At 65.9% G+C, this 23,695-nt stretch carries 20 protein-coding genes; 10 read left to right on the top strand and 10 right to left on the bottom strand.

Features of this window, described 5'->3' with window-relative positions; genetic code table 11:
* Positions 1 to 2 precede the first annotated feature (2 nt).
* The 3 genes from ACAG21_RS01645 to ACAG21_RS01635 all read right to left on the bottom strand — a co-directional run bounded on the left by ACAG21_RS01645 (position 3) and on the right by ACAG21_RS01635 (position 3,080).
* Positions 3 to 518: a nitroreductase family protein gene (locus tag ACAG21_RS01645; protein ID WP_370494320.1), complete on the bottom strand. Its 516-nt coding sequence runs from the start codon at positions 516 to 518 to the stop codon at positions 3 to 5.
* Between the two features lie 58 nt (positions 519 to 576).
* Positions 577 to 1,998 carry a CehA/McbA family metallohydrolase gene (locus tag ACAG21_RS01640; protein WP_370494319.1) on the bottom strand — a complete coding sequence of 474 codons (1,422 nt, stop codon included), beginning with the start codon at positions 1,996 to 1,998 and terminating at the stop codon, positions 577 to 579.
* Between the two features lie 134 nt (positions 1,999 to 2,132).
* Positions 2,133 to 3,080, bottom strand: a complete 948-nt coding sequence (locus ACAG21_RS01635) for a class I SAM-dependent methyltransferase (protein ID WP_370494318.1) — start codon at positions 3,078 to 3,080, stop codon at positions 2,133 to 2,135.
* A 203-nt stretch (positions 3,081 to 3,283) separates the two neighbouring features.
* Here ACAG21_RS01635 and ACAG21_RS01630 point away from each other — a divergent pair, with 203 nt between their 5' ends.
* Positions 3,284 to 5,659, top strand: coding sequence for a flippase-like domain-containing protein (locus ACAG21_RS01630; protein WP_370494317.1), 2,376 nt, complete (start codon positions 3,284 to 3,286; stop codon positions 5,657 to 5,659).
* A gap of 8 nt (positions 5,660 to 5,667) precedes the next feature.
* Here ACAG21_RS01630 and ACAG21_RS01625 read toward each other — a convergent pair whose 3' ends face one another.
* On the bottom strand, positions 5,668 to 8,304 hold the full coding sequence (locus ACAG21_RS01625) for a GH92 family glycosyl hydrolase (RefSeq protein ID WP_370494316.1): 2,637 nt from the start codon (positions 8,302 to 8,304) through the stop codon (positions 5,668 to 5,670).
* A 275-nt stretch (positions 8,305 to 8,579) separates the two neighbouring features.
* Here ACAG21_RS01625 and ACAG21_RS01620 point away from each other — a divergent pair, with 275 nt between their 5' ends.
* Both ACAG21_RS01620 and ACAG21_RS01615 read left to right on the top strand, forming a co-directional pair.
* Positions 8,580 to 9,170: a hypothetical protein gene (locus ACAG21_RS01620; RefSeq protein ID WP_370494315.1), complete on the top strand. Its 591-nt coding sequence runs from the start codon at positions 8,580 to 8,582 to the stop codon at positions 9,168 to 9,170.
* Positions 9,171 to 9,192: 22 nt separating this feature from the next.
* Positions 9,193 to 9,675: a hypothetical protein gene (locus ACAG21_RS01615; protein WP_370494314.1), complete on the top strand. Its 483-nt coding sequence runs from the start codon at positions 9,193 to 9,195 to the stop codon at positions 9,673 to 9,675.
* Positions 9,676 to 9,745: 70 nt separating this feature from the next.
* Here the strand turns inward: ACAG21_RS01615 and ACAG21_RS01610 are convergent, their stop codons facing one another.
* A complete protein-coding gene (locus ACAG21_RS01610) occupies positions 9,746 to 10,834 on the bottom strand; it encodes a galactokinase (RefSeq protein WP_370494313.1) in 1,089 nt (362 codons plus the stop codon).
* A complete protein-coding gene (galT, locus tag ACAG21_RS01605) occupies positions 10,831 to 11,913 on the bottom strand; it encodes a galactose-1-phosphate uridylyltransferase (RefSeq protein WP_370494312.1) in 1,083 nt (360 codons plus the stop codon). Before galT ends, ACAG21_RS01610 begins: the two co-directional genes overlap by 4 nt.
* Before the next feature lie 164 nt (positions 11,914 to 12,077).
* On the opposite strand from galT, the gene ACAG21_RS01600 reads away from it, so the two are divergent.
* The gene (locus tag ACAG21_RS01600) at positions 12,078 to 14,291 is read left to right on the top strand and encodes an FUSC family protein (RefSeq protein WP_370494534.1); all 2,214 of its coding nucleotides are present in this window, start codon (positions 12,078 to 12,080) and stop codon (positions 14,289 to 14,291) included.
* A gap of 230 nt (positions 14,292 to 14,521) precedes the next feature.
* Positions 14,522 to 15,754, top strand: a complete 1,233-nt coding sequence (locus ACAG21_RS01595) for a cytochrome P450 (protein ID WP_370494533.1) — start codon at positions 14,522 to 14,524, stop codon at positions 15,752 to 15,754.
* Here ACAG21_RS01595 and ACAG21_RS01590 read toward each other — a convergent pair.
* Positions 15,723 to 16,532: an adenylate/guanylate cyclase domain-containing protein gene (locus tag ACAG21_RS01590; RefSeq protein WP_370494311.1), complete on the bottom strand. Its 810-nt coding sequence runs from the start codon at positions 16,530 to 16,532 to the stop codon at positions 15,723 to 15,725. The genes ACAG21_RS01595 and ACAG21_RS01590 overlap by 32 nt on opposite strands.
* Before the next feature lie 251 nt (positions 16,533 to 16,783).
* Here ACAG21_RS01590 and ACAG21_RS01585 point away from each other — a divergent pair, with 251 nt between their 5' ends.
* The gene (locus ACAG21_RS01585; protein WP_370494310.1) at positions 16,784 to 17,758 is read left to right on the top strand and encodes a DUF1254 domain-containing protein; all 975 of its coding nucleotides are present in this window, start codon (positions 16,784 to 16,786) and stop codon (positions 17,756 to 17,758) included.
* A 91-nt stretch (positions 17,759 to 17,849) separates the two neighbouring features.
* On the top strand, positions 17,850 to 19,187 hold the full coding sequence (locus tag ACAG21_RS01580) for a hypothetical protein (RefSeq protein ID WP_370494309.1): 1,338 nt from the start codon (positions 17,850 to 17,852) through the stop codon (positions 19,185 to 19,187).
* On the opposite strand, the gene ACAG21_RS01575 is transcribed toward ACAG21_RS01580, so the two are convergent.
* Positions 19,184 to 19,783 (bottom strand): TetR family transcriptional regulator, encoded by a 600-nt coding sequence (locus ACAG21_RS01575; protein ID WP_370494308.1) that lies wholly within the window; start codon positions 19,781 to 19,783, stop codon positions 19,184 to 19,186. The genes ACAG21_RS01580 and ACAG21_RS01575 overlap by 4 nt on opposite strands.
* Before the next feature lie 72 nt (positions 19,784 to 19,855).
* Here ACAG21_RS01575 and ACAG21_RS01570 point away from each other — a divergent pair, with 72 nt between their 5' ends.
* From ACAG21_RS01570 to ACAG21_RS01560, 3 genes are read left to right on the top strand one after another with little or no spacing between them, the layout of a single operon-like run.
* Positions 19,856 to 20,686: a mycofactocin-coupled SDR family oxidoreductase gene (locus ACAG21_RS01570; protein WP_370494307.1), complete on the top strand. Its 831-nt coding sequence runs from the start codon at positions 19,856 to 19,858 to the stop codon at positions 20,684 to 20,686.
* A complete protein-coding gene (locus ACAG21_RS01565; protein ID WP_370494306.1) occupies positions 20,683 to 21,492 on the top strand; it encodes a mycofactocin-coupled SDR family oxidoreductase in 810 nt (269 codons plus the stop codon). The genes ACAG21_RS01570 and ACAG21_RS01565 overlap by 4 nt, the downstream gene beginning before the upstream one ends.
* Before the next feature lie 8 nt (positions 21,493 to 21,500).
* Complete coding sequence (locus tag ACAG21_RS01560; protein WP_370494305.1) at positions 21,501 to 22,301, top strand: carboxymuconolactone decarboxylase family protein; 801 nt, start codon at positions 21,501 to 21,503, stop codon at positions 22,299 to 22,301.
* A gap of 161 nt (positions 22,302 to 22,462) precedes the next feature.
* Here the strand turns inward: ACAG21_RS01560 and ACAG21_RS01555 are convergent, their stop codons facing one another.
* A complete protein-coding gene (locus tag ACAG21_RS01555; protein WP_370494304.1) occupies positions 22,463 to 22,597 on the bottom strand; it encodes a hypothetical protein in 135 nt (44 codons plus the stop codon).
* Between the two features lie 3 nt (positions 22,598 to 22,600).
* On the bottom strand, positions 22,601 to 23,305 hold the full coding sequence (locus ACAG21_RS01550; protein WP_370494303.1) for an FkbM family methyltransferase: 705 nt from the start codon (positions 23,303 to 23,305) through the stop codon (positions 22,601 to 22,603).
* Positions 23,306 to 23,695: the final 390 nt, after the last annotated feature.

Genomic DNA, 23,695 nt, shown 5'->3' with positions numbered 1-23,695 from the left:
CCTCACCAGCGTCCGCGGTGGACGACTTCGTCGAACGGGCGCCGGTCCGGCTTGCGGATCGGCGCAATCGGGCGATCGGCCGGATATCCGACGCCGAGCATGAAAGCCACCAGATAGTCGTCCGGAACGCCCAGGATCGAGCGGGCCTTCTCCTGATCCCCCACCGACGAATGGCCGGTGCCGATGCCCAGGTCGGTCGCCGCGATCATCATCGCCATCGTCGCCTGGCCGACGTCGTAGTTGTCGGTCACCAGACGGCGCTCGTCCGGCGGCACCGGGACCACCAACACGATCGCGGCCGGGGCCGAGGCGATGTGGCCGGCACCGCGCCAGACCGTGGACAGCTCCGTTAGCTGCGCCGGATCGGTGACGATCACAAAATCCCAGGGCTGGCGGTTTTTCGCCGACGGTGCCCGCCATCCGGCCTCGACGATCCTGTTCAGGTCGTCGTCCGACACGGGTCGCGGCTGATACTGCCGCACGTTGCGTCGCGCACAAATCGCGTCCCAGGTTTCCATCTCGTTCCTCTCCTCAGCGCGCGCCTATGCCGCGAATACCGCTGTGCTTGGCCCCTTCTCAGGCTAGCCACACCGGATTCGTCAAGGCGACCATCGCACCGAGCCGACCCCGCCGCCCGTCGCGGACTTCGAGCCGGGCAAAGCGCGCGGACGCGGCGTCGAGCGCCCACTGCAGCCTGCTCCCCGCCGAGGCTACCGGCGCCCGGCCGGCGCAGCCCGCCGCGGTGATCAGGGCGGCGGTGGTGCCGGGAGCGCCGCTGATGACCGCGGTGACCGTCACCGCCTCACCGGTCGGCACCCGCAACTGCTGCCCGGGCCCGGCCACGTCGCCGCTCGGACACGACGCGGTCAGCTCGCATGCGACATCGCGCGATCCCGCGATGTACGAGCGGCCCCGCCGCAGCCCGTCGATGATCGCCGGCATCGACAGCTCGTCGGCGTGCACAGCCGTCTGCGGGGCGCCGACCACTTGCCGTTTGGCGTGCGAGTCGCTACCACCGACGGCGACGACGCGTCGGCCCTGCCGCAAGAGCCGTTGCCACATGCGCAGGGAGACTTCATCATCGACGTTCCAGCGGCCGTTCCATACCTCGAGCGCGTCCACGTCGGCGAAGCCGAATTCCCACGCCGAGCCCGGCAGCGGCGCGGCGGGATGGGCGGCGACCACCAAGCCGCCGGCCTGGCGCACCTCGGCGGCGAAGCGGCCGAACACCCCATCGCTCGGGCCGTAGCGCCAGTCGACCCAACCGCCCGGGGGCAGGCCGGCCGCGAGCCAGTGACCATGGCGCGTCGTGACCTCGACGCCGGGAATCACCAACAGCGATCCGGTGCGGCAGGTGGGCCATACCCGGTTGGCTGAATTGGTGTTGTGCTCGGTGGAGACGATGAAGTCCAGCCCGCCGGCGTGCGCGGCCGACACCAGTTCACCGGGGTCGCGTTCACCGTCGGAGTGCTCGGTGTGCAGATGCAGATCACCGCGGAACCAGCGCGCCCCGACGGAGGCGGGTGTGAACGCCGTCGATGCACTCTGCGTCGCCGGCGGCGCGACCGGCGGCCGGTAGTCCAACGTGACCTTCACCTGCCAGGCCATCCCCCACGGGCTGAGGACCACCGGGCCCAGCGCCACCGCCCACACGCCCGGTTCGATCGGACCCGCCAGGTACCCGGGCGTGGCATAGGAGCTGGAGATCATGAACTCGTCGCGGGCCCCGCCCGACCAGCCCCGGAATCCGGCGGCATTGCCCAATTCGTGGCCGGCGGCCCCAAACATCCCCAGGTCCAACACATTTCGCGCCGGCCCACCCATGCCGGAGTCATGCGAGGTGGTCACCCGAATTTGTTGCACACCTGGTGGTACCTCGAACGGCAGGTAGGCCCAGCGGTAGATACCAAACCCAAACCGTCCCGAAAACGCTATTTCGATTGCCTTGCCGTCGCGTTGCCCGGTGATGGCACCGGGCGCGACCCTGGCAATGCTCATGGCTTCTCCTGTTCGGCGCGTTAGCCATTCCGACGACAGCGTCGGGCCCGCCCACAGCATTCGCCATGAAGGTCTAACCAGCCGTTACATCGACACGAACAACCGCTGTAGGGCTGGTGAGATCGTGCCGCGAATCACGTCCCCGAGCGCTGGGCGGCCACGAACAGGTTCCCGGGCACGTCGTTCTCGACCTCTGGTGCCGGCCTGCGGCCATAGCCGGCCATCAGGTCCAGCGACGGCGTCACCGTCACATCCCAGCCGTGGCGGCCGAACCATTGGCCCACGTCTTCGCGCTCCTCGAAGTACCACAGTTCGTCGGTGGTAGGGACCTGGCGCTGCGGGTCCACTCTCGCGAACACCTCCCGGACGCGATCCATCCGCGCCCGCCGGCGCGCCCGGGCCTCGGGATCGAGAAACTTCGGCCCCAACGCCTCCACGCCGATCCGGCTGCCCGGGACCGTCAGCGCCTGCACGCGTTCGAACAGCAGCTCCTGGGCAGCAGCCGGCAGATAGGGCATCAGCCCCTCGGCCGACCAGACGCTCGGCCGCGAGGCGTCAAAACCGGCCTCCCGCAACGCCGTCGGCCAATCCTGGCGCAAGTCCACCGGGACCGCGACCCGGTTGCAGGCGGGTTCGGCCCCGTGCTCGGCCAACGTCGACGCCTTGAAATCCAGCACTTTGGGCTGGTCGAGCTCGTAGACCGTGATGCCGTCCGGCCACGGCAACCGCCAGGACCGCGAGTCCAGGCCGGCCGCCAGGATCACGGCCTGGGAGATGCCCGCCATGGCCGCATCGATGAAGAATGCATCGAAAAAGGCGGTCCGGGAGGCCATGTAGCCGACCATCGCCTTCATCTGCTGAGCCAGATTGGGTTCGGTTTCCACCAGCTCGTCGGGTAACTGCGCAGCGGAGTACCAGTTCCACACCCCGTCTCCGGCCGCGTCGAGGAACACCCGCGCGAACGGGTCGCGGATCAGGGGATTGTCGCTCTCGGTCTCCGCCGCGCGGGACGCCGCGACGCCCAGCGCCGTCGCCCCCACGCTCTCGGTGATCTCCCAGCTGTCGTTGTCGGTCCTGGCCACGCTCACGTCCTCCCGGTCGAATCCGCCTTCAGCGACCCTACGTGGGCAAGCTGTCCGCAGGCTGTGCCCGGCTTTACCGCCCGCTACCGTTTACCTGCAGGTGAACAAGCTTTCCGTCAGGTTCATGCACGCTTGCCCGAAGGTATCCGGTTAAGTTGTCGGCGGGCGGCTAACAGCGTGGCCCCGATCCGAAGGATCTTGACATGCGAGTTGACGGGCGCGACATCAGCGTCTCTGGCAGCTTGCTGCAACCGGTCAACCGGCGCACCAATGACATTCTGCGGCTGATCCTGGCCACCGCCTTTCTCGCAACGGTGGTCACCGGTTCGCTGGTCACCCGCAGCCGCTGGATTCTGCTGGAGAAATCGATCTCGCGGATCGTCGGGGTCTTGTCGCCCACCCAGGCCGATGTGGTTTACCTGCTGTACGGATTCGCGATTCTGGCGCTGCCGTTCATGATCCTGATCGGTCTGGTCGTCGCCCGCCAATGGAAGCTGTTGGGCGCCTACGGGGCTGCCGCGATTCTGGCGGCACTGCCGTTGTCGATCAGCAGCAACCGTCTCGCCGCACCCCGGTGGCACTTCGACGTCTCGGACCGGCTGAGCACACTGCCGGCGCAGTTCCTTGATGACCCGCGCTGGATCGCGATGCTGGCCGCGGTGCTGACGGTTTCCGGTCCCTGGCTGCCCGCGCGCTGGCGGCACTGGTGGTGGGCGCTGCTGCTCGCGTTCGTCCCGATTCACCTGTTGATCAGCGCGATTGTCCCGGCCCGCTCGCTGGTGGGGTTGGCGGTGGGATGGTTCGTCGGAGCGCTGGTGGTGCTGGCCGTCGGAACCCCGGCGCTGGAAGTCCCGCTGGCGGCCGCGGTGCGAGCGATGGCCAAGCGCGGGTTCATCGTGTCGCGGCTGATGGTGGTCCGCCCCGCCGGGCCGGGTCCGCTGGTGCTGTCGACCGATTCCGGCGATCCGGACTCGACGGCGGCAATCGAGTTGTACGGCCCGCACCAGCGCAGCGGCGGCGCACTGCGCGAGCTGTGGCGCAAGCTGCGGCTGCGCGACGCGGAGACCGCGCCCTTCCAAGCCTCGATGAGCCGCGCCGTCGAGCATCGCGCGTTGATGGCCATCGCGATCGGCGAAGCCGGCGTGGCCAACACCTCGACGATCGCCTTCGCGGCCCTGGACCGCGGCTGGACGTTGTACGCGCACAAGCCCGTTCGCGGGATTGCGCTCGACGAATGCACCAAGACCACGCCGGTGGCACGGGTATGGGAATCGCTGCGAAAGTTGCACGAGTATCAGATCTCGCACGGCGACCTGCGCTGCCACGAGATCACCGTCGAGGACGGCACGGTGCTGTTCGGCGGGTTCGGCAACGCCGAATACGGGGCCACCGACGCACAGCTGCAGTCCGACCTGGCACAGCTTCTGGTGACGACGACGGCGCTGTACGACGCGAAGTCGGCGGTGCGGGCGGCGATCGACACCTTCGGTAAGGACGCCATCTTGACCGCGTCTCGTCGGCTCACCAAATCCGCTGTGCCCAAACGAGTGCGGAAGTCGGTCGGCGATGCGTCCGCCGTCATCTCGGCCGCCCGCGCCGAAGTCAAGTCCCAGACCGGTGCGGATCAGATCAAGAAGGAGACCATCACCCGGTTCACCCGTAGCCAGGTCATCCAGTTGGTCCTGCTCGGCGCGCTGGTCTATGTCGCATACCCCTTCATCAGCACCGTCCCGACGTTCTTTTCCGAACTGCGAACCGCGAACTGGTGGTGGGCGCTGCTGGGGCTGTTAATCTCGGCCTCGACGTACGTGGGTGCGGCAGCGGCATTGTGGGCCTGCACGGACGGCACGGTGAACTTCTGGAAGCTGTCAATCGCTCAGGTAGCCAACACTTTTGCCGCGACCACCACCCCGGCCGGGGTCGGCGGGCTGGCGCTGAGCACCCGAATCTTGCAAAAGGGCGGCCTATCGGTGATGCGGGCCACCGCCGCGGTGGCCTTGCAGCAATCGGTGCAGGTGATCATGCACCTGGTGTTGCTGATCTTGTTCAGCACCGTGGCGGGTGCGTCGATGGACCTGTCGCACTTTGTTCCCGACGCCACGGTGCTCTATCTGCTCGCGGGTGTGGCGCTGGGCATCATCGGGACGTTCTTGTTCGTGCCCAAACTCCGGAGCTGGCTGTCGACGGCGGTGCGCCCGCGACTGCAGGAGGTGGCCGAGGATCTCGTCGAGCTGGTCCGCGAGCCCCGGCGGCTCTCGCTGATCGTCATCGGTTGTGCCGGAACAACTCTCGGCGCAGCGCTGGCACTGTGGACCAGCGTGCAGGCCTTCGGCGGCGGCGCGACGTTCGTTACCTGCACCGTCGTGACGATGGTCGGCGGCACACTTGCCTCGGCCGCCCCGACACCCGGCGGTGTGGGCGCCGTCGAGGCGGCCCTGATCGGTGGGCTGGCGGCCTTCGGGGTACCGGCCGCTGTCGGAGTCCCGTCGGTGCTGCTGTATCGGGTGCTGACCTGCTGGGTACCGGTGTTCATCGGCTGGCCGGTGATGCGCTGGCTCTCCGACAACGACATGGTGTAGGGACGAGCTCAGGATTCGTCGGTTTCAGCACGCACCATGACGAGTACCGTTGCCCGCCGGACGCTTTCGCCCGCTATGGCGGTGAGATAAAGGAAGTGATAGCCCTCCGGCACCGACCGCGCCACCGCGATGGGGACGGTCACCGCGGATGACCCGTCAGAGGCGAACTGGCCCGACACCGGTGTCGTGGTGATCCCATCGGTAGTGGACACCCCGGCGAGGGTGTAGCCGTCGACATCGTCGACCATTCGTTGGGCGTCGACTTTGACACCGGCACTCCCTCCGGGTGCGATCGTGACGACAGGACGCGGCGCACTGAGCGTCATCGCCGAACCGCCCACGCCGAACGACGGTGGCGCCGAGTCCTTATCGACACCCCAGTCCATGTCCGGGTGGACGGCCAACGAGAACACCAGATCGCCGCCGGTACGGACGATCGAATCGGGAACAAAGGTGCGGTTGGCGGGCTTGCCGTCGACGGTCAAGCGGCTGATGTATTTCAGGTGGTTGGGTCCGGATGCCCCCGGTGCGGATATTCGGATGGAATTGCCTGCCGGAAGCCGGATTACGACGCGATCGAACAGCGGGGCGTTGAGCGTGAGGGTCGGCGTACCGGGAGTTTCCGGGTACAGGCCGAGCGCGGCCCAGACATACCAGCTGGACAGCGCGCCCAGGTCGTCGTTGCCGGGCGCACCGTCCGGCGTCGGCCCGAACAGCCCGCGCACCCGGTCGACGGTGAGCTGAGTCTTCCACGGCTGACCGACGTAGTTGTAGAGCCACGGCACCCCGAAGCCCGGCTCGTTGCCGGCCCACAGGTATGGCTCATTGGGCCCCTCGTTGAGTTTCCTGGTGAAGCGGTCGAGCCGGCTGGCCACTGTCTGGCGACCGCCCAGCGCCGTCACCAGGCCGGCCACGTTGTGCGGTACCCACCACACGTATTGCTCGGCATTGCCCTCGTCGTACCCGATTTGACCGAAAGCCGAAGGAGAATCGACGAATCCGGGACCTTCGCTGAAGAAGCCCATCGGGTTGCGGGGAGAAATGTAACGGGTGGTCGGATTGAAGAGGTTCTGCCAGTACTGCGACCGATTCTGGAATTGGGCCGCGACCGCGGCATCGCCGAGTGAGTCGGCGAATCGGGAGATGGCGAAGTCATCGACCGACCATTCGAGCGTGATGGACGCGTCGGCGATCCACCCGTCGGTGTGAAACTCGTAGGTGAACGGCGCATAACCGAGCTGGCGGTAGGTGGAGATGCCCGGTCGTTCCACGTAGCCATTCAGACCGATGCCGCCGTTGATCGCCGCATTCACCATGTAGCGCAACGCCGTTCGAGTATCGAAGTCTTTGGCTCCGTAGGTATAGAGATTGACGATGAGCGGTACCACGTTGTCTCCGCTCATCTCACCGGTTGCCGCGTTCGCGAAAGACCACCGTGGTAGCGATCCGCTTTGTTCGGCGTCGTTGACCAGTGACTGCGCCATGTCGCTGGCTTGCTTCGGAAACAGCAGTCCCTGCAGGGGCGCCAGGCTGCGGTAGGTGTCCCAGTCGGAGAAGTTCGCATACTGGGTGTGACCCGGGGTGACCTCATGGATCGCACCGTCGAATCCGATGTAGCGTCCGTCCGCGTCATTGAAGGTGTTGGGGTGCAACAGAGATCGGTAGAGGGCAGTGTAGAACGTGTCGATGTTGGCGGTATTGCGGCCGGCCACGGCGATACTCGACAACGCCGCGTTCCACTGCGAGCTTGCCCCGGCACGTATCTCGTCGAAGCTCGCCGCTGCGTCGGCGGCCAGGTTGGCACGCGCCCCGTCGATGCCGACGTAGGAGATCGCGGTGCGGACCTCCACCGCCGATCCGGCCGGGAACTCGACGTAGCCTCCGCTGAACGGTGAAACCGCAGCGCGGAATCCCGGGTAGACCGAATACCCGTCCCAGGTGCCGTAAGAGCCGAACGGCCGGCTGAACTTCATCGCGAAATACACTGTGTACGTGTTGTTCTTGCCACAGAATCCACCGCTGGTCGCCCATCCGGTGATCGTGGTGTTGTCTTCTCCGATTTGGATGGCTGCGCGTGAGTTGCCGGCCAACGAAGCGCCGGAGCGCACGTGGAACACGGCAGGCCGGCCGTTGTGCGGGTAGCTGAACCGACCGACGCCGGTGCGGGTGGTGGCGGTGAGTTCCGCCTTCACGTCGGTATCGGGAAAACGCACCGCGTAGTAACCCGGCTCGCCCTGCTCCGTGTCATCGTGGGCGATCCGTTCCCAGGCGTTCCACGGTTGCGCGTTGGGGCGCGTGGTAGTCGGCAACATTGAGATATCCCCGAACGCCGCACAGCCCACCGACGCGTGGGTCATGCTGAATCCCGTCGAGCGCGGATTGTGGTAGTTGTAGCCGGCGTAGTTGCCGACGGTGTCCGGCGAGTACTGCACCATCCCGAAGGGCACGGACGCGCCGGGAAAGTCGTTGATCTCTCCCACCGTCTCGCCGCCGGTGCCCGTTCCGATGAGTGTGTCGACGTGCTCGACCGGATTCGCGACGAACGCCGGTTCACCGTCGTAGGCGATGGGCGGGGCGGCCGCGACAAAAGTCATAAAGACAGCCGTCGCCGCAACGAGTGCGATGAGGATCCGTCGCGACTTCATAGCTGTCTCTTACTGCATAACCGTGCCTTCGCGTAGATGTTTTTGCAAATGCCGGCCGCCGCGACGCCGAGCGCAGACAAATCACCGACGACAGAGCCCCTAGAGTGGGGCGATGCCACGACGCCGGCTCGCCATCGCCGTAGCCGCGGCGCTGCTCGCATGCGGCTGCCAGAGCGCGAACCCGGGGCCCGAGCAATCCCGGCACCGGCGCGGCGCCGCTTCCCAATCGCCTGTGCGGCGAGGTGCACGGGGCGTGGGACGGAAAACAATGCAAGGTGAGCAGGGACGTCAACGGTGCGCACCTCGAGGTGACCGCCGCGTACCCCGTCGACCTCGTCGACAACCCGCCGGCCGGCCCGGTCCTGACGCCGTTCATCCGGAAATTCTTCGCCGACTACGGCGAAACGGATGCCAACGGGAAGGGCGACGCCAACCTGCGCGCGCAGGTTCTGACGCACGCGGACACGACGAGATCGGTTGTATTCCAGTCAGATTGGTATTTCAGCAGCATGCCCCACCCCAGTGCCGCGATCACCACGTTCACCTTCGACGCGAAACGTCAGCTGCAGCTTGCCGACCTGCTCTGTCCCGGGATCGATCCACTGACGGCGATCCCGCCCATTGCGCGTCCTTATGTGCAGCAGGCGCTGGATGGGTCGCCGTTCCAGGTTGAGCAGTTCGAACCCGACCGCCCCGAGGGCGCCCTGGTCGACGGCTACCAGGCCTGGGCATTGGACGGCGAAGACCTCATCCTCTACATGCCGGCCGAGCGCGGCCCCGGTGGAATTTCGCCCGGTGCCGTCGCGCCCCGCATTCCGCTGGCCCGGCTCGCTCCGATCCTGCGCGGAAAAGGCTGCTCAACGTAGCGATTGGCCTTACGGTGTGTGCATGGCAGAAGAGCCGTACGCGATCGATGCCGGGCACCCGCCCTCATTCCTGCTCAAACTCGTCAACCCGCTGCTGGGTTTTCTGCTGCGCACCCCGCTGGCCGGCCCGGCCCGCAAGCAGCTGATGGTGCTGAGCTTCACCGGCCGAAAGACCGGTCGCCCGTTCACCATTCCGGTGAGCGCCCACGTCATCGACAACGATCTGTATGCGCTGACCGGTGCGCCGTGGAAGCAGAACTTCCGTGGCGGTGCACCCGCCCAGGTGGTCTACGACGGCAAGTCGACCGCGATGAACGGCGTGCTGATCCGGGACCGCGCGATCGTCTCCGATCTCTACAAGCGCTGCAGCGACGCCTATGGCCCGCGGCGGGCGCAAACGATGATCGGGCTGAAGTTCCGCGACCAGCGGATCCCGACGCTCGAGGAGTTCGGCGAGGCAGTCGACCGCATGCACCTCGGCGCGGTCAAGCTGACCCCGGCTTAGCCCTGAATTCGGGTTGCAACGACGGCGTCGAGCGCGCGCCAGGGGCGCCCAGCACGCACACTCGAGGCGCTCAGCTAACGCCGACTCCCGCGGACGCGCGGGTTCGGGTGATCGCCGGCAGCTGGAAACCGGCGTCCGAAACCGCCTGTCGCACCGCGTCGCCTACCGCCTCGGCCCGGTCGGTCGGCACCAACGCAATCACACAGCCCCCGAACCCGCCGCCGGTCATCCGGGCACCCAGGGCACCCGCGCGCACCGCGGCGTCGGCGATCAGATCGAGGTGCCCGGTAGTGATTTCGAAATCGTCGCGCATCGACGCATGTGACTCGGTCATCAGCCGGCCGGCTGCGGTGAAATCCGAATCGCGCAGCGCGGCAACGAAATCGAGAACTCGCCGGTTCTCCGTCAGCACATGACGAGCCCGGCGCAGGTCAACGGGATCACTCACCCCGGCCAGCACCGCGGGCCCACGGTCTTGGACCTCACGCAGTGACGACACCGCGAGCTCGGCGGCCGCCCGCTCGCACGACGTGCGCCGGGCCGCATATTCGCCGCCGGCATGCCGATGCCGCGCCCGGGAGTCGATCAGCAGAAGTGTGACACCGCGGGCATCGGGGTCGAAGGCCACCGTCTCGACGGTGACAGCGCGAAAATCGATCAGCAGCGCGGTCGACGGTTCGCCGAACAGCGCGGACAGTTGATCGAGCAAACCCGTTGGGGCGCCCACATATTCATTCTCGGCGCGTTGAGCAAGCCGGGCTTGGTCTTTTCTGTCGAGCCGGACGCCGGCGACCGACGTGAGCGCGCCCAGCACCGCGCACTCCAGGGCCGCCGACGACGACAGGCCTGAGCCCATCTCCACGTCGCTGGTGATCGACATCGCCCCACCCGGCACCGGATGGCCGGCCTGGCGCAGCGCCCACATCACACCGGCCACATAACTCGCCCAGCCATCCAGATCGCCGGGAACCGTGGTCAGCGGGATGCGCACCGCGGCGTCGGCGCGGTCGCTGGTCACGGTGATCGCATCACCGCGGTCAGGGGTGAACGTCACCGTGGTGCGCTGCGGAAGTGCGATCGGTAGCGCGAATCCGAGGTTGTAGTCGGTGTGTTCCCCGATCAGGTTGATCCGGCCGGGTGCCGCGCAGCGGACGGTCATGCGAGTTCACGCAGACGCTCGGCCACGCTTTCGGGCATGACGTCGCCGATGAACGCGCCCATCGCCGATTCGGATGCCGCCAGGTACTTGAGCTTGGTGGCGCTACGCCTGATCGACATCAACTCGACGTGGAAGTAGCCGTCCGCCTGTGCGCCGGTTTCGGCGTACTGATGCAGTGCCGAAATATAAGGCAGCGGAGCCGAATACATCCGGTCGAACCGCCCCAGCACATCGAGGTACAGCCGTGCGAATGCGTCGAGTTCCTCATCGGTCAATTCGAGCAGGTTGCGCACGAACCGATTCGGGTAGATGTGCACCTCGACCGGCCAGCGCGCCGCGAACGGCACGAACGCCGTGAACAGCTCGGTGCGGGCGACGACGCGGCTGCCGTCGGCGACCTCATGCGCGAGCAGGGCACCAAAGAGGTTGTTGCCGTGGCGCTTTCGATGGTCGCGTGCCTGCTCCAGCATCGTGGCGGTGCGCGGCGTCAGATACGGGTAGCCGTAGATCTGACCATGCGGGTGGCTCAGCGTGACCCCGATTTCCTCGCCCCGGTTCTCGAAGCAGAAGACCTGTTCGATACCCGGGGTGGCCAACATGTCGGCGGTGCGGTGCCGCCAGGCGTCGACCACGAGCCGGGCGTGCGCCGGCGGTAGCTGGGCGAACGACCCGGTGTGGTCACTGGAGAAGCAGATCACCTCGGTGCGCCCATGGCCGGGTGCGCAGACGAAGCCGTCGCCGCCGGGTGCACCCAGTGGCGAGCCGGCGCCGGACAGGCTGGGGAACCGGTTCTCGAAGACGACGACGTCGTAGTCCGGCGCGGGCACCTCGCTGGTCAGCCCGGTGGGGCCAGGACATAGCGGGCACTGGTCGGCGGGCGGCTTGTAGGTGCGGTCTTGTCGCAGCGCGGCGATGATCACCCACTGCCCGGTCGAGCGGTCGAACCGCAACTGCGACTGGTCGGGGTCGCGCTGCGGCAAGGGTCTGCGATCGGCGACCGGCTCAGGCGAGTGTCCCGGCAATGCGAAGAACAACAGGTCACGGCCGTCGGCCAGTTTCGCCCGCGTCGGCGCTGTCACGAGTTCGAAGACTAGCCTGGTCGGCAGCAGTCAGGCAGTCGGCGCGGCAAATGGGGCGAGCGGCAGAGAGGCGGTAGCGGGTGTTGGGTGGGCGCGAGGTGGACGAGTCCGGCCTCGCCGATACCCGAAATCTCGACGCCGCAGCCGGGCTGCTCGCGTCCACGATGGAGCACTACGAGCGAGCGCGAAACTGGTGGATCGGCTCCGATCCCGGCCTGTTGCGACTGCGGATGGCGACGCGCACGACGGCCGCGCTGGCCTGCTCGCTGGGGATGCTTTTCGTGCTGACTCGGGCGACGGGGCAGCCGCTGACCGTCGCGTTGCTGGGCGTCGTCATCACGATGATCGCGGCCCGATCCGTCAACGAGCCGGACCCGCGCCAACAGCGCATCACGATGGCGCTGCTGCCGGTGCCCGCCGCCCTGTCCATCACCGCCGCCGCGGTGCTCGCGCCATACCCGGTGGCCGCCGACGTCGTGTTCGTGGCGGTCGTCTTCGCCGCAGTCTATGTCCGCCGCTTCGGGCCTCGCGGCCGGGCGCTCGGCATGGTCGCGTTCATGGCCTTTTTCTTCACTTTGTATTTGCGAGCAAGCCTTTCGGAGTTGCCGTGGATGATCGGCGCCGTCGTGGTGGGTACGGTGTGCACATTCGTGATGAGCACCTACGTCATGCCCGAACGGCCAGAACGCGTGCTGCGCGCCACAATTCGCGCGCTGCGCGCTCGGATGGCCATCCTGGTCGACACCACGGCAGAGACGGTTCGTACCGGCCGGCTCGACGAACGGCGCCGACGCCACATGCGGCACCGCACGACTGCGCTCAACGAGACCGCGTTGATGGTGCAGAGCCAGATCGAGGACAAGGCCGATCCCGCCGTCCTGTGGCCCGGAGTGACCAGCCAACAACTGGCTCCTTGGCTGTTCGACGCCGAACTCGCCATCGAATGGGTCGCCACCGCCGGTCGGACCGTGACAGCCGTCGCCGCGGAGAATCCGGCCACCATCCCGCACGGCACTCGCCTCGAATTGGTCGGGGCGCTCAACGAACTCGCGCGGGCGATCCGGATTCCCGCGCCCGGCGGTCTGCAGGAGGCCGCGAAACGCGCCCAGCGGATCCTCGACCAGCAGCCCGGGCCCACCGCCGCCGACGATCCCGGCGAAGCCGCGGTGCGCCGCCTGGCGCTGGCAATCATCAACGCCGCCAATGCAACTGCTGAAGTCCGCGCAATCGTCGAGCACGCCACCACCGGCCCCGGGAGCACCGAGCCGCCCGAACCCGAAGACGCGCAAGACGACGACACCGGTGCCGGCAAAGCCGACGACGGGCTGTCGCAGACCACCCGCCAAGCCATCCAGGTGACGATCGCCGCGTCGTTGGCCATCATCACCGGCGAGTTGGTTTCCCCGGCCCGTTGGTTCTGGGCGGTGATCGCGGCGTTCGTGATCTTCGCCGGCACCAACTCCTGGGGTGAAACGCTGACAAAGGGCTGGCAGCGGCTGTTCGGCACCTTGCTCGGCGTGCCCTGCGGCATGCTGGCGGCCACGCTGTTCGCCAACGACAAGACCGCATCGCTGGCCGCGATCTTCGTCTGCCTGTTCTGCGCCTTCTATTTCATGACCGTCACCTACAGCCTGATGACTTTCTGGATCACCACGATGCTGGCGCTGCTGTACGGCTTGATGGGCCAATTCTCTTTCGGCGTACTGATGTTGCGGATCGAAGAAACCGCGATCGGCGCGGTGATCGGAGTCACGGTGGCGATCCTGGTGTTGCCGACCAACACCCGAACCGCGATCCGCGACGACACTCGGGCCTTCCTGCAGGCGTTGAATTCGCTGATCGAGATCTCCACCGCGACGATGTTCGGCGAGGACGAGGCCGTCAGCCCGACCGAGCAAGCACGCCAGTTGGACCGCACCCTGCAGCAGTTCCGGGTGACCGCCAAGCCGCTGCTGGCCGGAGTGGCCGGCCTGGCCGGGCGCCGCAGCATTCGGCGTGGCCTGCGCATCTTCAGCGCGTGCGACCGCTACGGGCGACGCCTGGCGCGCAGCAGCGAGCGCTACCAGGACCCTGTTGGATCGCAACGGCTCGTAGACGCCTTCACCGCCGCCGCCGACCAGACCCGGCACAACATCGACGCGCTGATCGCCCTCGTCGACGGGGCAACCGGGGTGACCGTCAACTCCACGACCGACGCGCTCGACGCCGCCGAGGCGCTGGCCCGCCATCACGACGGCGAGGACGGGCCGCAACCCGACACCCGGCGATTCCTCACCGCGGTGCACGCGCTTCGCCAGATCGAACGCGCCATCATCACCGCCGCGACCAACCTCGGCGCGCACGACACCCCGAAGCTGTCCAGCTCGACGACGAGCTGAGCCCGCGGCCTCGCGCGCTACGCGGGGTTGGCGGGCTCTAGCCACATCAGAAAGGCGCAAGTGCATGAACATCTCCGGCGAGGCCCGCCGCGAACAGGACAAGGTGATCGCGGCGCTCAACGCCAGCGGCCCGCACAGCTAACAGCCGACATTCGCCGCTGATGTGTATGCCCAGGCGTGGGTGAGCGTTAGCATCTGTTCACAGCTCGCGATTGCCGAGGAGCACGTCCATCGCCAGTGTCAACCTGCCGCCGGGCTTCGACTTCACCGATCCCGACATCTACGCCCACCGGCTACCGGTGCAGGAGTTGGCGCAACTGCGCCGTGCGGCGCCGATCTGGTGGAATGAGCAGCCGCTCGATCAGGGCGGGTTCCGCGACGGCGGCTACTGGGTAGTGACCAAGCACCGTGACATCCGCGAGGTGTCGCTGCGCACTGACGTGTTCTCGTCGGCGTCGAAATCCATCGTGCCGCGCTACCAGGAAGACCAGGCCCAGGGTCAGATCGAAGCCGGCCGCGCGTCGATGATCATGATGGACGATCCCGAACACAGCCGGCTGCGCAAGATCGTGGCGCGCGGTTTCACCCCGCGGGCCGTCGAGCGGCTGCGCGCCGACCTCAATGAGCGTGCGCGGCAGATCGCCCAGCAGGCCAAGGCGCAACGTTCGGGCGACTTTGTGTTGCAGGTGGCCTGCGAGTTGCCACTGCAGGCCATCGCCGGGTTGCTCGGAGTGCCGGCGGAGGACCGTGGCAAGCTGTTCGACTGGTCCAACAAGATGATCGGCAGCGACGATCCGGAGTTCGCCGATTACGACGCCCTCACCTCGGCGGGCGAATTGATGTGGTACGCAATGCAATTGGCGGCCCGCAAGGCCGAGAACCCGGGCGACGACATCGTCACGGCGCTGGTGGCTGCCGGCGCCGACGGGGACGGGCTTTCCGACGCGGAGTTCGGCATGTTCGTGGTCACGCTGGGCATCGCCGGCAACGAGACGACCCGCAATTCGATCACCCAGGGAATGATGGCCTTCACTGAACACCCCGACCAGTGGGAGCTGTTCAAGACGCAGCGTCCCAAGACCGCGGCCGACGAGATCATCCGGTGGGCCACCCCGATCACCGCGTTTCAGCGCGCCGCGCTGGCCGACACCGAGCTCGGCGGCGTGGCGATCAAGAAGGGCCAGCGGGTGGTGATGTTCTACCGCTCCGCCAATTTCGACGAAGACGTCTTCGACGATCCCTACGCGTTCAACGTCTTACGCAGCCCGAACCCACATCTGGGATTCGGTGGTACCGGCGCCCACTACTGCATCGGCGCCAACCTGGCCCGCATGACGATCGACATCATGTTCAACGCGATCGCCGACCACATGCCCGATCTGGTTTCCGCGGGAGATCCGCAGCGGCTGCGGTCACCGTTCATCAACGGCATCAAACACTGGCAGGTCGACTACACGCGTTGAGCACGTACGCATCAACGGGCCGGTCGTACCCGCGCAGGTTCAGCCGCCGCCGCGGCGACGTCCCCATCATCTCGTCGGCGACTCCGGATGCGACGAGCACTTCCCCGCCCTTGGCGTGCTGTTGCATCCGGGCGGAGAGGTTGACCGGATCGCCGAGCGCGGTGAAATCGACCACCGATTCCCCGACATTGCCGACGTAGCCGACTCCCGCGTTGACCGCCACACCCAGCTGCAGCCAAGGCTTCTCGTCCTGGCCATACCCGACCGCCCGAAGCAGCTCCAGTCCCGCCAGCACCGCGCGACGCCGGTAGTCCGGTCCGCTGATACCCCGCACGAAGAAGGCCATGACCTCGTCGCCGATCAGTTTGTCGATCACCGCGTCATGGCGCAGCAGCGTCTGGGTCGCGGCGGCGTAGAACCGGTTGAGCAGCGCGGCGAAGTCCGCGGCGATGCCGCGCTGGCCCAGTGCCGTGGAGCCGCGAATGTCGGCGAACAACACCGCGACGTCCACCTCGGCGCCACCCGGCGGAAGCCCGTCGCAGCAACGACTGCACAGATTCGGGTTCTTGCGCGACGGGCTGAACCCGGCCGCGGCGAAAAGACGTCCGCCCGCTCCCCCAAACGGGTTGTTGCACACCTTGCACCTTGGTGCCGACGGCAGGTAGCGAAATACCCGTCGCGCCCGCACCAGCGACCCGTGACCTTCTATTAACAGCTTGTCCCACTGCTGATTTGGCGCGACGGCGGCGGTGCTGGGCTCGGAATTGCTGACATGCATGACGCAATAGTCGACCCCTCGCCGCATCGACGCATGAGGCATTCGCCCCAAAACTGCTCATGGAACGCAGAAATCTCTGCCACGCGCCGCGCTGAACCTCGTACAGCGTGGCCATACATCATTCGGAAGTTGTCCGCGAGCTGCACGCACCACGGATTTCGCGGGTGCGTTTGAGCGGCGCGACGAGCGTGCCCATCGAGTTCGACATCCAGCGATAGTCAGCACCGCGCCGCGCGCGTAGGGTCCGAATAATGGCAGAACGGACGACACCCGACGGGTCGGTGCTGGTCTCACCGGACAACTTCGCCAGAGCCGAAAGCGACTTGTATTTCGGCAATATCGTCAACGGCGGCGGGTTCGGAAGATTCATGCACATCCGGGAGCTGACGCCGCTGGACAAGCAGCTGGTGGTGCGGCCGAACCGTGACACCTTGTACTCCGCGGGTGTCTTCGACCTGGATGCCGCGCCGGTCACGATCGTGGCGCCCGACCCCGTCGGCCGGTTCATGTCGATGCAGGTCATCAGCGAGGATCACTATGTGCCCGCCGTGTTCTACGGGCCAGGCGAACACACCCTGACCCGCGACGACATCGGCACGCGATATGTCACCGTGGTGATCCGCACCCTCGTCGATCCCAACGACGACGCCGACCTCGACGAGGTCCACCGGCTGCAAGATGCGATCGCGGTGCACCAGCGGGCCACCGGTACCTTCGAGATTCCGAACTGGGATCCGGTGAGCCAAAAGGCGGTTCGCGACGCTCTTGTTCAGCTGTCGGCGACGTTGCCCGACTCCCACCGGATGTTCGGCACCAGGTGCGACACCAACCCGGTACGCCACCTGGCCGGTTCAGCCTCGGCGTGGGGCGGCAATCCGGAAAAGGATGCGATCTATTTCAGTTTCCATCCCGCCAAAAATGACGGCGCCACCGTTTACCGGCTCACCGTGGGTGAGGTGCCGGTCGATGGGTTCTGGTCGGTCACCGTCTACAACAAAGACGGCTACTTCACCCCGAACTCGCTCAACGCCTATTCGCTGAATAACATCACCGCGCAACGCGACGGCGGCGGCGCGATCACCATCCAATTCGGCGGTTGCGATACCGCGACAGCCAACTGCCTGCCGATCACCGCGGGCTGGAACTACCTGGTCCGGCTCTACCGTCCGCAACAAAGCATCCTCGATGGACAGTGGACATTCCCCGAGGCCCAACCGGTTTCGTGATTGCGCAATTGTGAGAAAGACCCCACGAGTCGCGGCACTAGCGAACCCGCCTTACGCTCCTTGGTTACACGAAGTTAACGGGGGTTCACTGATGCGTGGGTTCAAGGGCCGAAGTGTGCCCAGACACCGGCTTGGCCTGCTCGGGCCGGCGATATGTCTTCTCGTTGCATCGTGCTCGGAGACGGCGTCCCCACCAGCCGCAACGCCGACGACCTCGACTTCTACTTTGACGACCGCCACCAGTTCGGCCCCACCACCGCCGCCGATCACCGGCCCGCTGGAGAAAGACTGGAAAAGTTACGGCGGAACCGCTTACTTCGGCTGTCCCGAGGAATTCTCGGTCAGCAAATCCGCACTCGAAGACATTCGCCCCAAAATATTTGACACCAAATCAGGACAGTACGTGGCGCCGTCCCTCCCGGCGATCCCCTCCGGCGAGAACGTCACCGGCGCCATCTGCGCGCTTTCAGGCACGGCGGACGACATGAAAGTCATCTATGTGGTGACGACCCTCAAACCCGCACAGCCACCGGCACCCGAGGTCACCAAGACCACCGCCTACAGCTTCGACTTCAAGACCGGAAAGCCGGCCGCGACGAAAGAACTCCAACCACCTACTCCTGACTTGAAATTGAGTGAACCGAAGCAATGGCGGCTTGGCGCAACGACATCCGGTGGCGCATGGCTCAATGCCTTCACCGACGGGCATGCGACCGCGTCGCCACCGCGAACCGTCATTCTTTCCGGCACCGACCTGGCTATGCCCTGGAACGACCCAGAGCCCGGTCGGGTCTGGCCGGATGTTTTGTCGTTTCCACGAAACACCCAGCCCGGCAAGGCCTCCGGGGCAGAACTGCGCCGGCCGTCGGGGGAGCCGATCTATCAGGACAACGATGCCGTGACCGTCGATGCCGAATTGTCGGACGGGCCAGACAAATTGGTGAAGATCACTCATCGCGACTCCCCGACCGCCGTGTCGACCATGTTCTTCGATCTGAATTCCAAAGCCGTCATCAAGGTCGGCGACACCGACCGGCTCTCCGGCGGCGGATTGACAGCGACGTTGTCGGACGGACAACTATTCGTCGACGGCCGGGACTCACCCGATTCGCAATTCGGCTTCGGGGTGTGGAACCTGCGCACCCAGCACTGGGACCTGCTGAAGAACCGAGAGGAGGCCAAGAAGATGCCGATCGCCAAGATGGCGTTCTTCGGCAACCACCTCTACATCTCGAACATCGGCGGAACGTACTCGGTGCTGGCCCTGCCCGCTCCGGATCCGGTCGCGACGAACTGGTCCATCCGCCCGTTCGAGCGGATATCGGGATGGACGCTGGTCTGCCGCGGCGAGACCACCGCGGGCGGAGAGTGCAAGGAAATCGTCATGGTGCAGGACCAGGAGGGCCACTACCCCGGCCCTTGGTTCTAGCTCTGCGGCCGGCCCTTCTCGTAGGCCGCGGTCAACCAGTACACCGCACGCTCGAGGCCGGGGACGATCTGGGTGACGTCGATCTCCCCCTGCGTGAATCGGCCGAGGAAACCGTACACGACACCGGTGAGAATCAGCTCGAGGTCGCTGGCGAAACTCTGATCAGCTTGTGCCAGAACGGCTCTGGCGACAGGCACCACCGCGTCGACACCGCGTTCGATGAGTTGCTCGCCACCGGGTCCGGACCTCGCGCGAAAGTAGGATTTCAGCATCTGCGGGTGCTGCTCCCACGGTTCGAAGATGGTTCTCATCACCTGCATGAGCCCCGCGTAGAGGGACTCCCCGGAGAGCCTGGCCGCCTCCGGCTCCGGCAGCTTCGCGTAGCGATTGGTCTCCATCCACCATTCGAGCGCGGCGACGATGAGTTCGTCGCGCGTGCCGAAGCGCTTGTAGATCGTCGCGAGTGACACGCGCGCCCGCCGCGCGACCTCACGCAGCTGCACGGCGTCATAGCCGTCGGTGTCGAGGAGCTCGACGACGATTCCGATGATCGGGTCAACCGTCTCAGAACCCCTGTTGCGTGCCACGGTAACCATGTTACTGTACTGGCAGTAACCGGGTTACCGGCCATCTAACTGCACTGACGCGGCGATCCAAAGCGAGGACATGTGGGCAAGCTGGACGGCAAGGTCGCCTTTATCTCCGGCGTCGCACGTGGCCAGGGACGCAGCCATGCAATCCGGCTGGCCCGCGAGGGCGCCGACATCATCGGCATCGACATCTGCGCAGACATCCCGGCCAATCACTACCCGATGGCATCGCGCCAGGAGCTCGACGAAACGATTGCCCTGGTCGAACAGGCCGGCGGCAAGATGCTCGGCACCGTGGCCGACGTGCGCGACTTCCTTGACGTCAAGTCGGCGATGGACGCCGGGGTTGCGCATTTCGGCCGCCTCGACATCGTGCTGGCCAACGCCGGGATCGCTCCGGTGGCCTTTCGTGAGCTGAGTATCGATGAAGAGTTGGCCCAATGGCGCGCGGCGGTCGGCGTCAATCTCGACGGCTCCTATCACGTCGCGGCGGCCGCGGTTCCCCATCTGCTGTCCGGCAATCGGGGCGGATCGATCGTGTTCACCAGTTCGACGGCCGGACTGCGAGGATTCGGCGGCGCGCAGGGTGGTGGACTCGGCTATGCGGCGTCCAAGCACGGTATCGTCGGGCTGATGCGCACCCTCGCCAATGCGCTTGCGCCGGCTAACATTCGGGTCAACACGGTGCATCCCACCGCGGTCAGCACCATGATGGCGATCAATCCCGCGATGACCGAATTTCTCGAAAACTATCCCGGCGGCGGACCGCATCTGCAGAACCCGCTGCCGGTCGAGATGCTGCAGCCCGAAGACATCAGTGCCGCCATCGCGTTCCTGGTGTCCGACGAGGGCCGGTACATCACGGGTGTGACGTTCCCGGTCGACGCCGGATTCTGCAACAAGCTATGAGCGGGTCAACCGGGCGGGCGGCCGGCAAGCGCGTGGTGATCACCGGGGCCGCAAGGGGAATGGGCCGCAGCCACGCGGTACGACTGGCCGAAGAAGGCGCCGACCTGGTGCTGATCGATGTCTGCGCGCCGCTTGCCGGGCTGGAATACCCCTTGGCGACGAAAGAAGAACTGGAGGAGACCGCGCGCCTGGTCCGCGAACATGGCCGCACGGTTCTGACCTACGTGGCCGACGTCCGCGACGCCGAGGCGATGAAGTCCGTTGCCGACGACGCGGTTTCACGGCTCGGGGGGCTCGACGCGGCGGTGGCTAACGCCGGCGTCCTGACCACCGGCACCTGGGACACCACCACGGCCGAGCAGTGGCGGCTGGTGACGGATGTCAATCTGATCGGAGCGTGGAACACGTGCGCCGCCGTGATTCCCCATTTGATTGAGCGAGGCGGCAGCCTGGTCAACATCAGTTCGTCGGCGGGTATCAAAGGCACTCCGCTACACGTGCCGTATACCGCATCCAAGCACGGCATCGTGGGCATGAGCTTGGCCCTCGCCAATGAACTTGCCGCACAGAACATTCGGGTTAACACGGTCCATCCCACGGGCGTCGTGACGGGGATGGCGCCGGCATCACTGCACCAGCACATCGAGGCGCGAGCCGACCTGGTGCCCATCTTCGTCAATGCGCTGCCGGTGCCGCTGATCGAGGCAGCCGACGTGAGCAACGCCGTGCTCTTCCTGGTATCGGATGAATCGCGTTATGTCACAGGCCTCGAATTCAAAGTGGACGCCGGCGTGACGATTAGGTAGGAGTCGCGATGGATCATCAACGTCGAGAGCGGGGCATCCGCGCGTACGCGGAGGTGATGGCCGTCGACCCGCCCGCGGATACCAGTACCCCGTTTGCCAGCGGGCTGATCGACTTCGTCTTCGCCGAGGTGTGGTCGCGGCCGACGCTGAGCCGTCGCGATCGCAGGTTCGTCACCCTGGCCTGCGTGGCGGCCGCCGATGCCATGGCGCCCCTCGAGCAGCACGTCTACGCGGCGCTGCGTAGCGGTGACATCTCGATCACCGAAATGCGGGAGGCTGTACTACATTTCGCCGTCTACGCGGGCTGGCCCAAAGCGTCGAGATTCAACATCGTCGTCGACCAACAGTGGTCGGCCCTGATGGCGCAACGCGGCCAGCAGCCGCCACCCGCCGAGGAGTTGCTGCCACTAGTCACCGAAAGCGATCCGGAACAACGACTGCTCGGCGGCGAAAGCTCGTTCAAGGACATCAACTGCATCCCGTTCGCGCCGCCACGGGACAACCCGTACACCGGCGCGGGCATCCTGAACTTCGTCTTCGGCGAGATGTGGCTTCGCCCCGGGCTGGGCATGAAGGAGCGGCGCCTGATCACCGTCGCGTGTGTCGCATTCCAGGACGCCGAGATCCCGATCGTGTCCCACGTCTACGCGGCGCTCAAGAGCGGGGACATCTCGTTCGACGAAATGGACGAACTGGCTTTGCAATTCGCGGCGTACTACGGCTGCGCGAAGGCCGAATATCTCCACCAGGTCATCGGCGAGCAGAAGCATCGGGTGCTGGCCGAAACCGAATCATTGCGGACGCGCTGACGTTGCGGGTGTGCGCTCCCGGCTTTCGGTGGGCGCTGAAGGCGTTGCGTGTGCACTGACGCGACGACACGCCGGCCGAGGTCATCCTGGACGCACACGCAAGGCCATGGACGCATACGCCCGCGTCCGTCGTGACCGGAATCAACCGGCGGACAACAGGTTCAAATAGCCCTGCCCGGCCCGGCCTCGACCGCCTTCCGGCGCTCCAGCAGCAGCACACAGCGCAGTGCGAGATCGAACGATCGATAACAGCAGTGCGCGATCAGGGCCAGGTGCTTGAGTTGTTCGTCACTCATCGTCTACGGGTGGATGAAGTCCCGCACGTAGACCATGTCGGCTTCCAGGAGCTGGTTGATGGGCTGGCGCGGATCCACACACGGCGAAATCGGCCACAGCTTGATCTCGCCGAAACCGTGCGGAATGAATCCCTGGCCGCGTAGCTCGGAGTCGATGTCGCCCAGCGTTGGCTGGTCCTTGTACAGGGTCACGAATGCAATCTCAGTTTGTATCGCGACCGTCTCGGCGAGTCTCGCTGTGCCGCCGCGAAATACCGCGAGTTCACTTCCTTGAACGTCTATCTTCAAAAAGTCGATGTGTTCAATCTCGGAAATGTCATCAAGCTTGTGCGCTTGCACGGATACTCGCTCGACCACCCGCCCCGGCAGCTTGAGGTACTCGAACACGTCCAGCGACGCCAGGTCCGGCTCGAGCAGGCTCGTCATTCCGGATCCGTGACACACGTTGAGCGTCTGCGCTCCGCCATCACCGACGGCATACGGCAGATACCGCTCCGGCAAGCCTTCTCGGCTCTGCAACGTTCGCAGCGGATCGCCTTGCGGCTCGAATCCCGTGACACGACATAGTCTCGCGGCCAGCATCGACGTATAGGGCGGCTCGGAATCGATCGGATTCGCACCGACGTCGACGATCTCAGTAATGCGTTGCGGGACAACTAGGTTCCAGAAATCCGCAATCTCGCTGGTGCCATCCGGAACCTCTGCCATAACCACGAAGTCAAGTATTCGGCATTTCGCCACGCGCCGTCTAGAACAAGACGAACACCGAAATGGTCTGGCCGCTTTCGCTGCGCCATGTATCGAATATGTTTCGGTTGAGCGGCGATGGTGTCGCCCTGCGTTTACGGTTGTAAAACTCTCGGCGCGCCAAGGCGCCTCAACAATGGCGCCCCGGTAATTTCAATTTCAAGTCGCCCACCGTTGGACGATTCCCCCGCTCCGCTGGATGGAGGACGCCAATGTACAAACGTGAAACCGAGCAATGCCGAAAGTGCCGGGGCCAAGCCGACGCGCTGGTCTGGTATCAGTACTCCTCACGGGGGAACACGGTCGGACGCGTCATCTACCGGATGCGCTGCCGCAGTGGCTGCTCAGGCT

The organism is Mycobacterium sp. pR1184, assembly GCF_041287235.1.
Lineage (GTDB): Bacteria > Actinomycetota > Actinomycetes > Mycobacteriales > Mycobacteriaceae > Mycobacterium.
Note: the sequence above shows the minus strand (reverse complement) of the source record. Positions and strands in the feature narration are given on the sequence as shown.

Coding starts and splice junctions, on each gene's coding strand:
- ACAG21_RS01645 (WP_370494320.1), bottom strand. CDS start 518: ATGGAAACCTGGGACGCGATTTGTGCGCGACGCAACGTGCGGCAGTAT.
- ACAG21_RS01640 (WP_370494319.1), bottom strand. CDS start 1,998: ATGAGCATTGCCAGGGTCGCGCCCGGTGCCATCACCGGGCAACGCGAC.
- ACAG21_RS01630 (WP_370494317.1), top strand. CDS start 3,284: ATGCGAGTTGACGGGCGCGACATCAGCGTCTCTGGCAGCTTGCTGCAA.
- ACAG21_RS01625 (WP_370494316.1), bottom strand. CDS start 8,304: ATGAAGTCGCGACGGATCCTCATCGCACTCGTTGCGGCGACGGCTGTC.
- ACAG21_RS01615 (WP_370494314.1), top strand. CDS start 9,193: ATGGCAGAAGAGCCGTACGCGATCGATGCCGGGCACCCGCCCTCATTC.
- ACAG21_RS01610 (WP_370494313.1), bottom strand. CDS start 10,834: ATGACCGTCCGCTGCGCGGCACCCGGCCGGATCAACCTGATCGGGGAA.
- ACAG21_RS01600 (WP_370494534.1), top strand. CDS start 12,078: ATGGAGCACTACGAGCGAGCGCGAAACTGGTGGATCGGCTCCGATCCC.
- ACAG21_RS01590 (WP_370494311.1), bottom strand. CDS start 16,532: ATGCATGTCAGCAATTCCGAGCCCAGCACCGCCGCCGTCGCGCCAAAT.
- ACAG21_RS01585 (WP_370494310.1), top strand. CDS start 16,784: ATGGCAGAACGGACGACACCCGACGGGTCGGTGCTGGTCTCACCGGAC.
- ACAG21_RS01580 (WP_370494309.1), top strand. CDS start 17,850: ATGCGTGGGTTCAAGGGCCGAAGTGTGCCCAGACACCGGCTTGGCCTG.
- ACAG21_RS01575 (WP_370494308.1), bottom strand. CDS start 19,783: ATGGTTACCGTGGCACGCAACAGGGGTTCTGAGACGGTTGACCCGATC.
- ACAG21_RS01565 (WP_370494306.1), top strand. CDS start 20,683: ATGAGCGGGTCAACCGGGCGGGCGGCCGGCAAGCGCGTGGTGATCACC.
- ACAG21_RS01560 (WP_370494305.1), top strand. CDS start 21,501: ATGGATCATCAACGTCGAGAGCGGGGCATCCGCGCGTACGCGGAGGTG.
- ACAG21_RS01555 (WP_370494304.1), bottom strand. CDS start 22,597: ATGAGTGACGAACAACTCAAGCACCTGGCCCTGATCGCGCACTGCTGT.
- ACAG21_RS01550 (WP_370494303.1), bottom strand. CDS start 23,305: ATGGCAGAGGTTCCGGATGGCACCAGCGAGATTGCGGATTTCTGGAAC.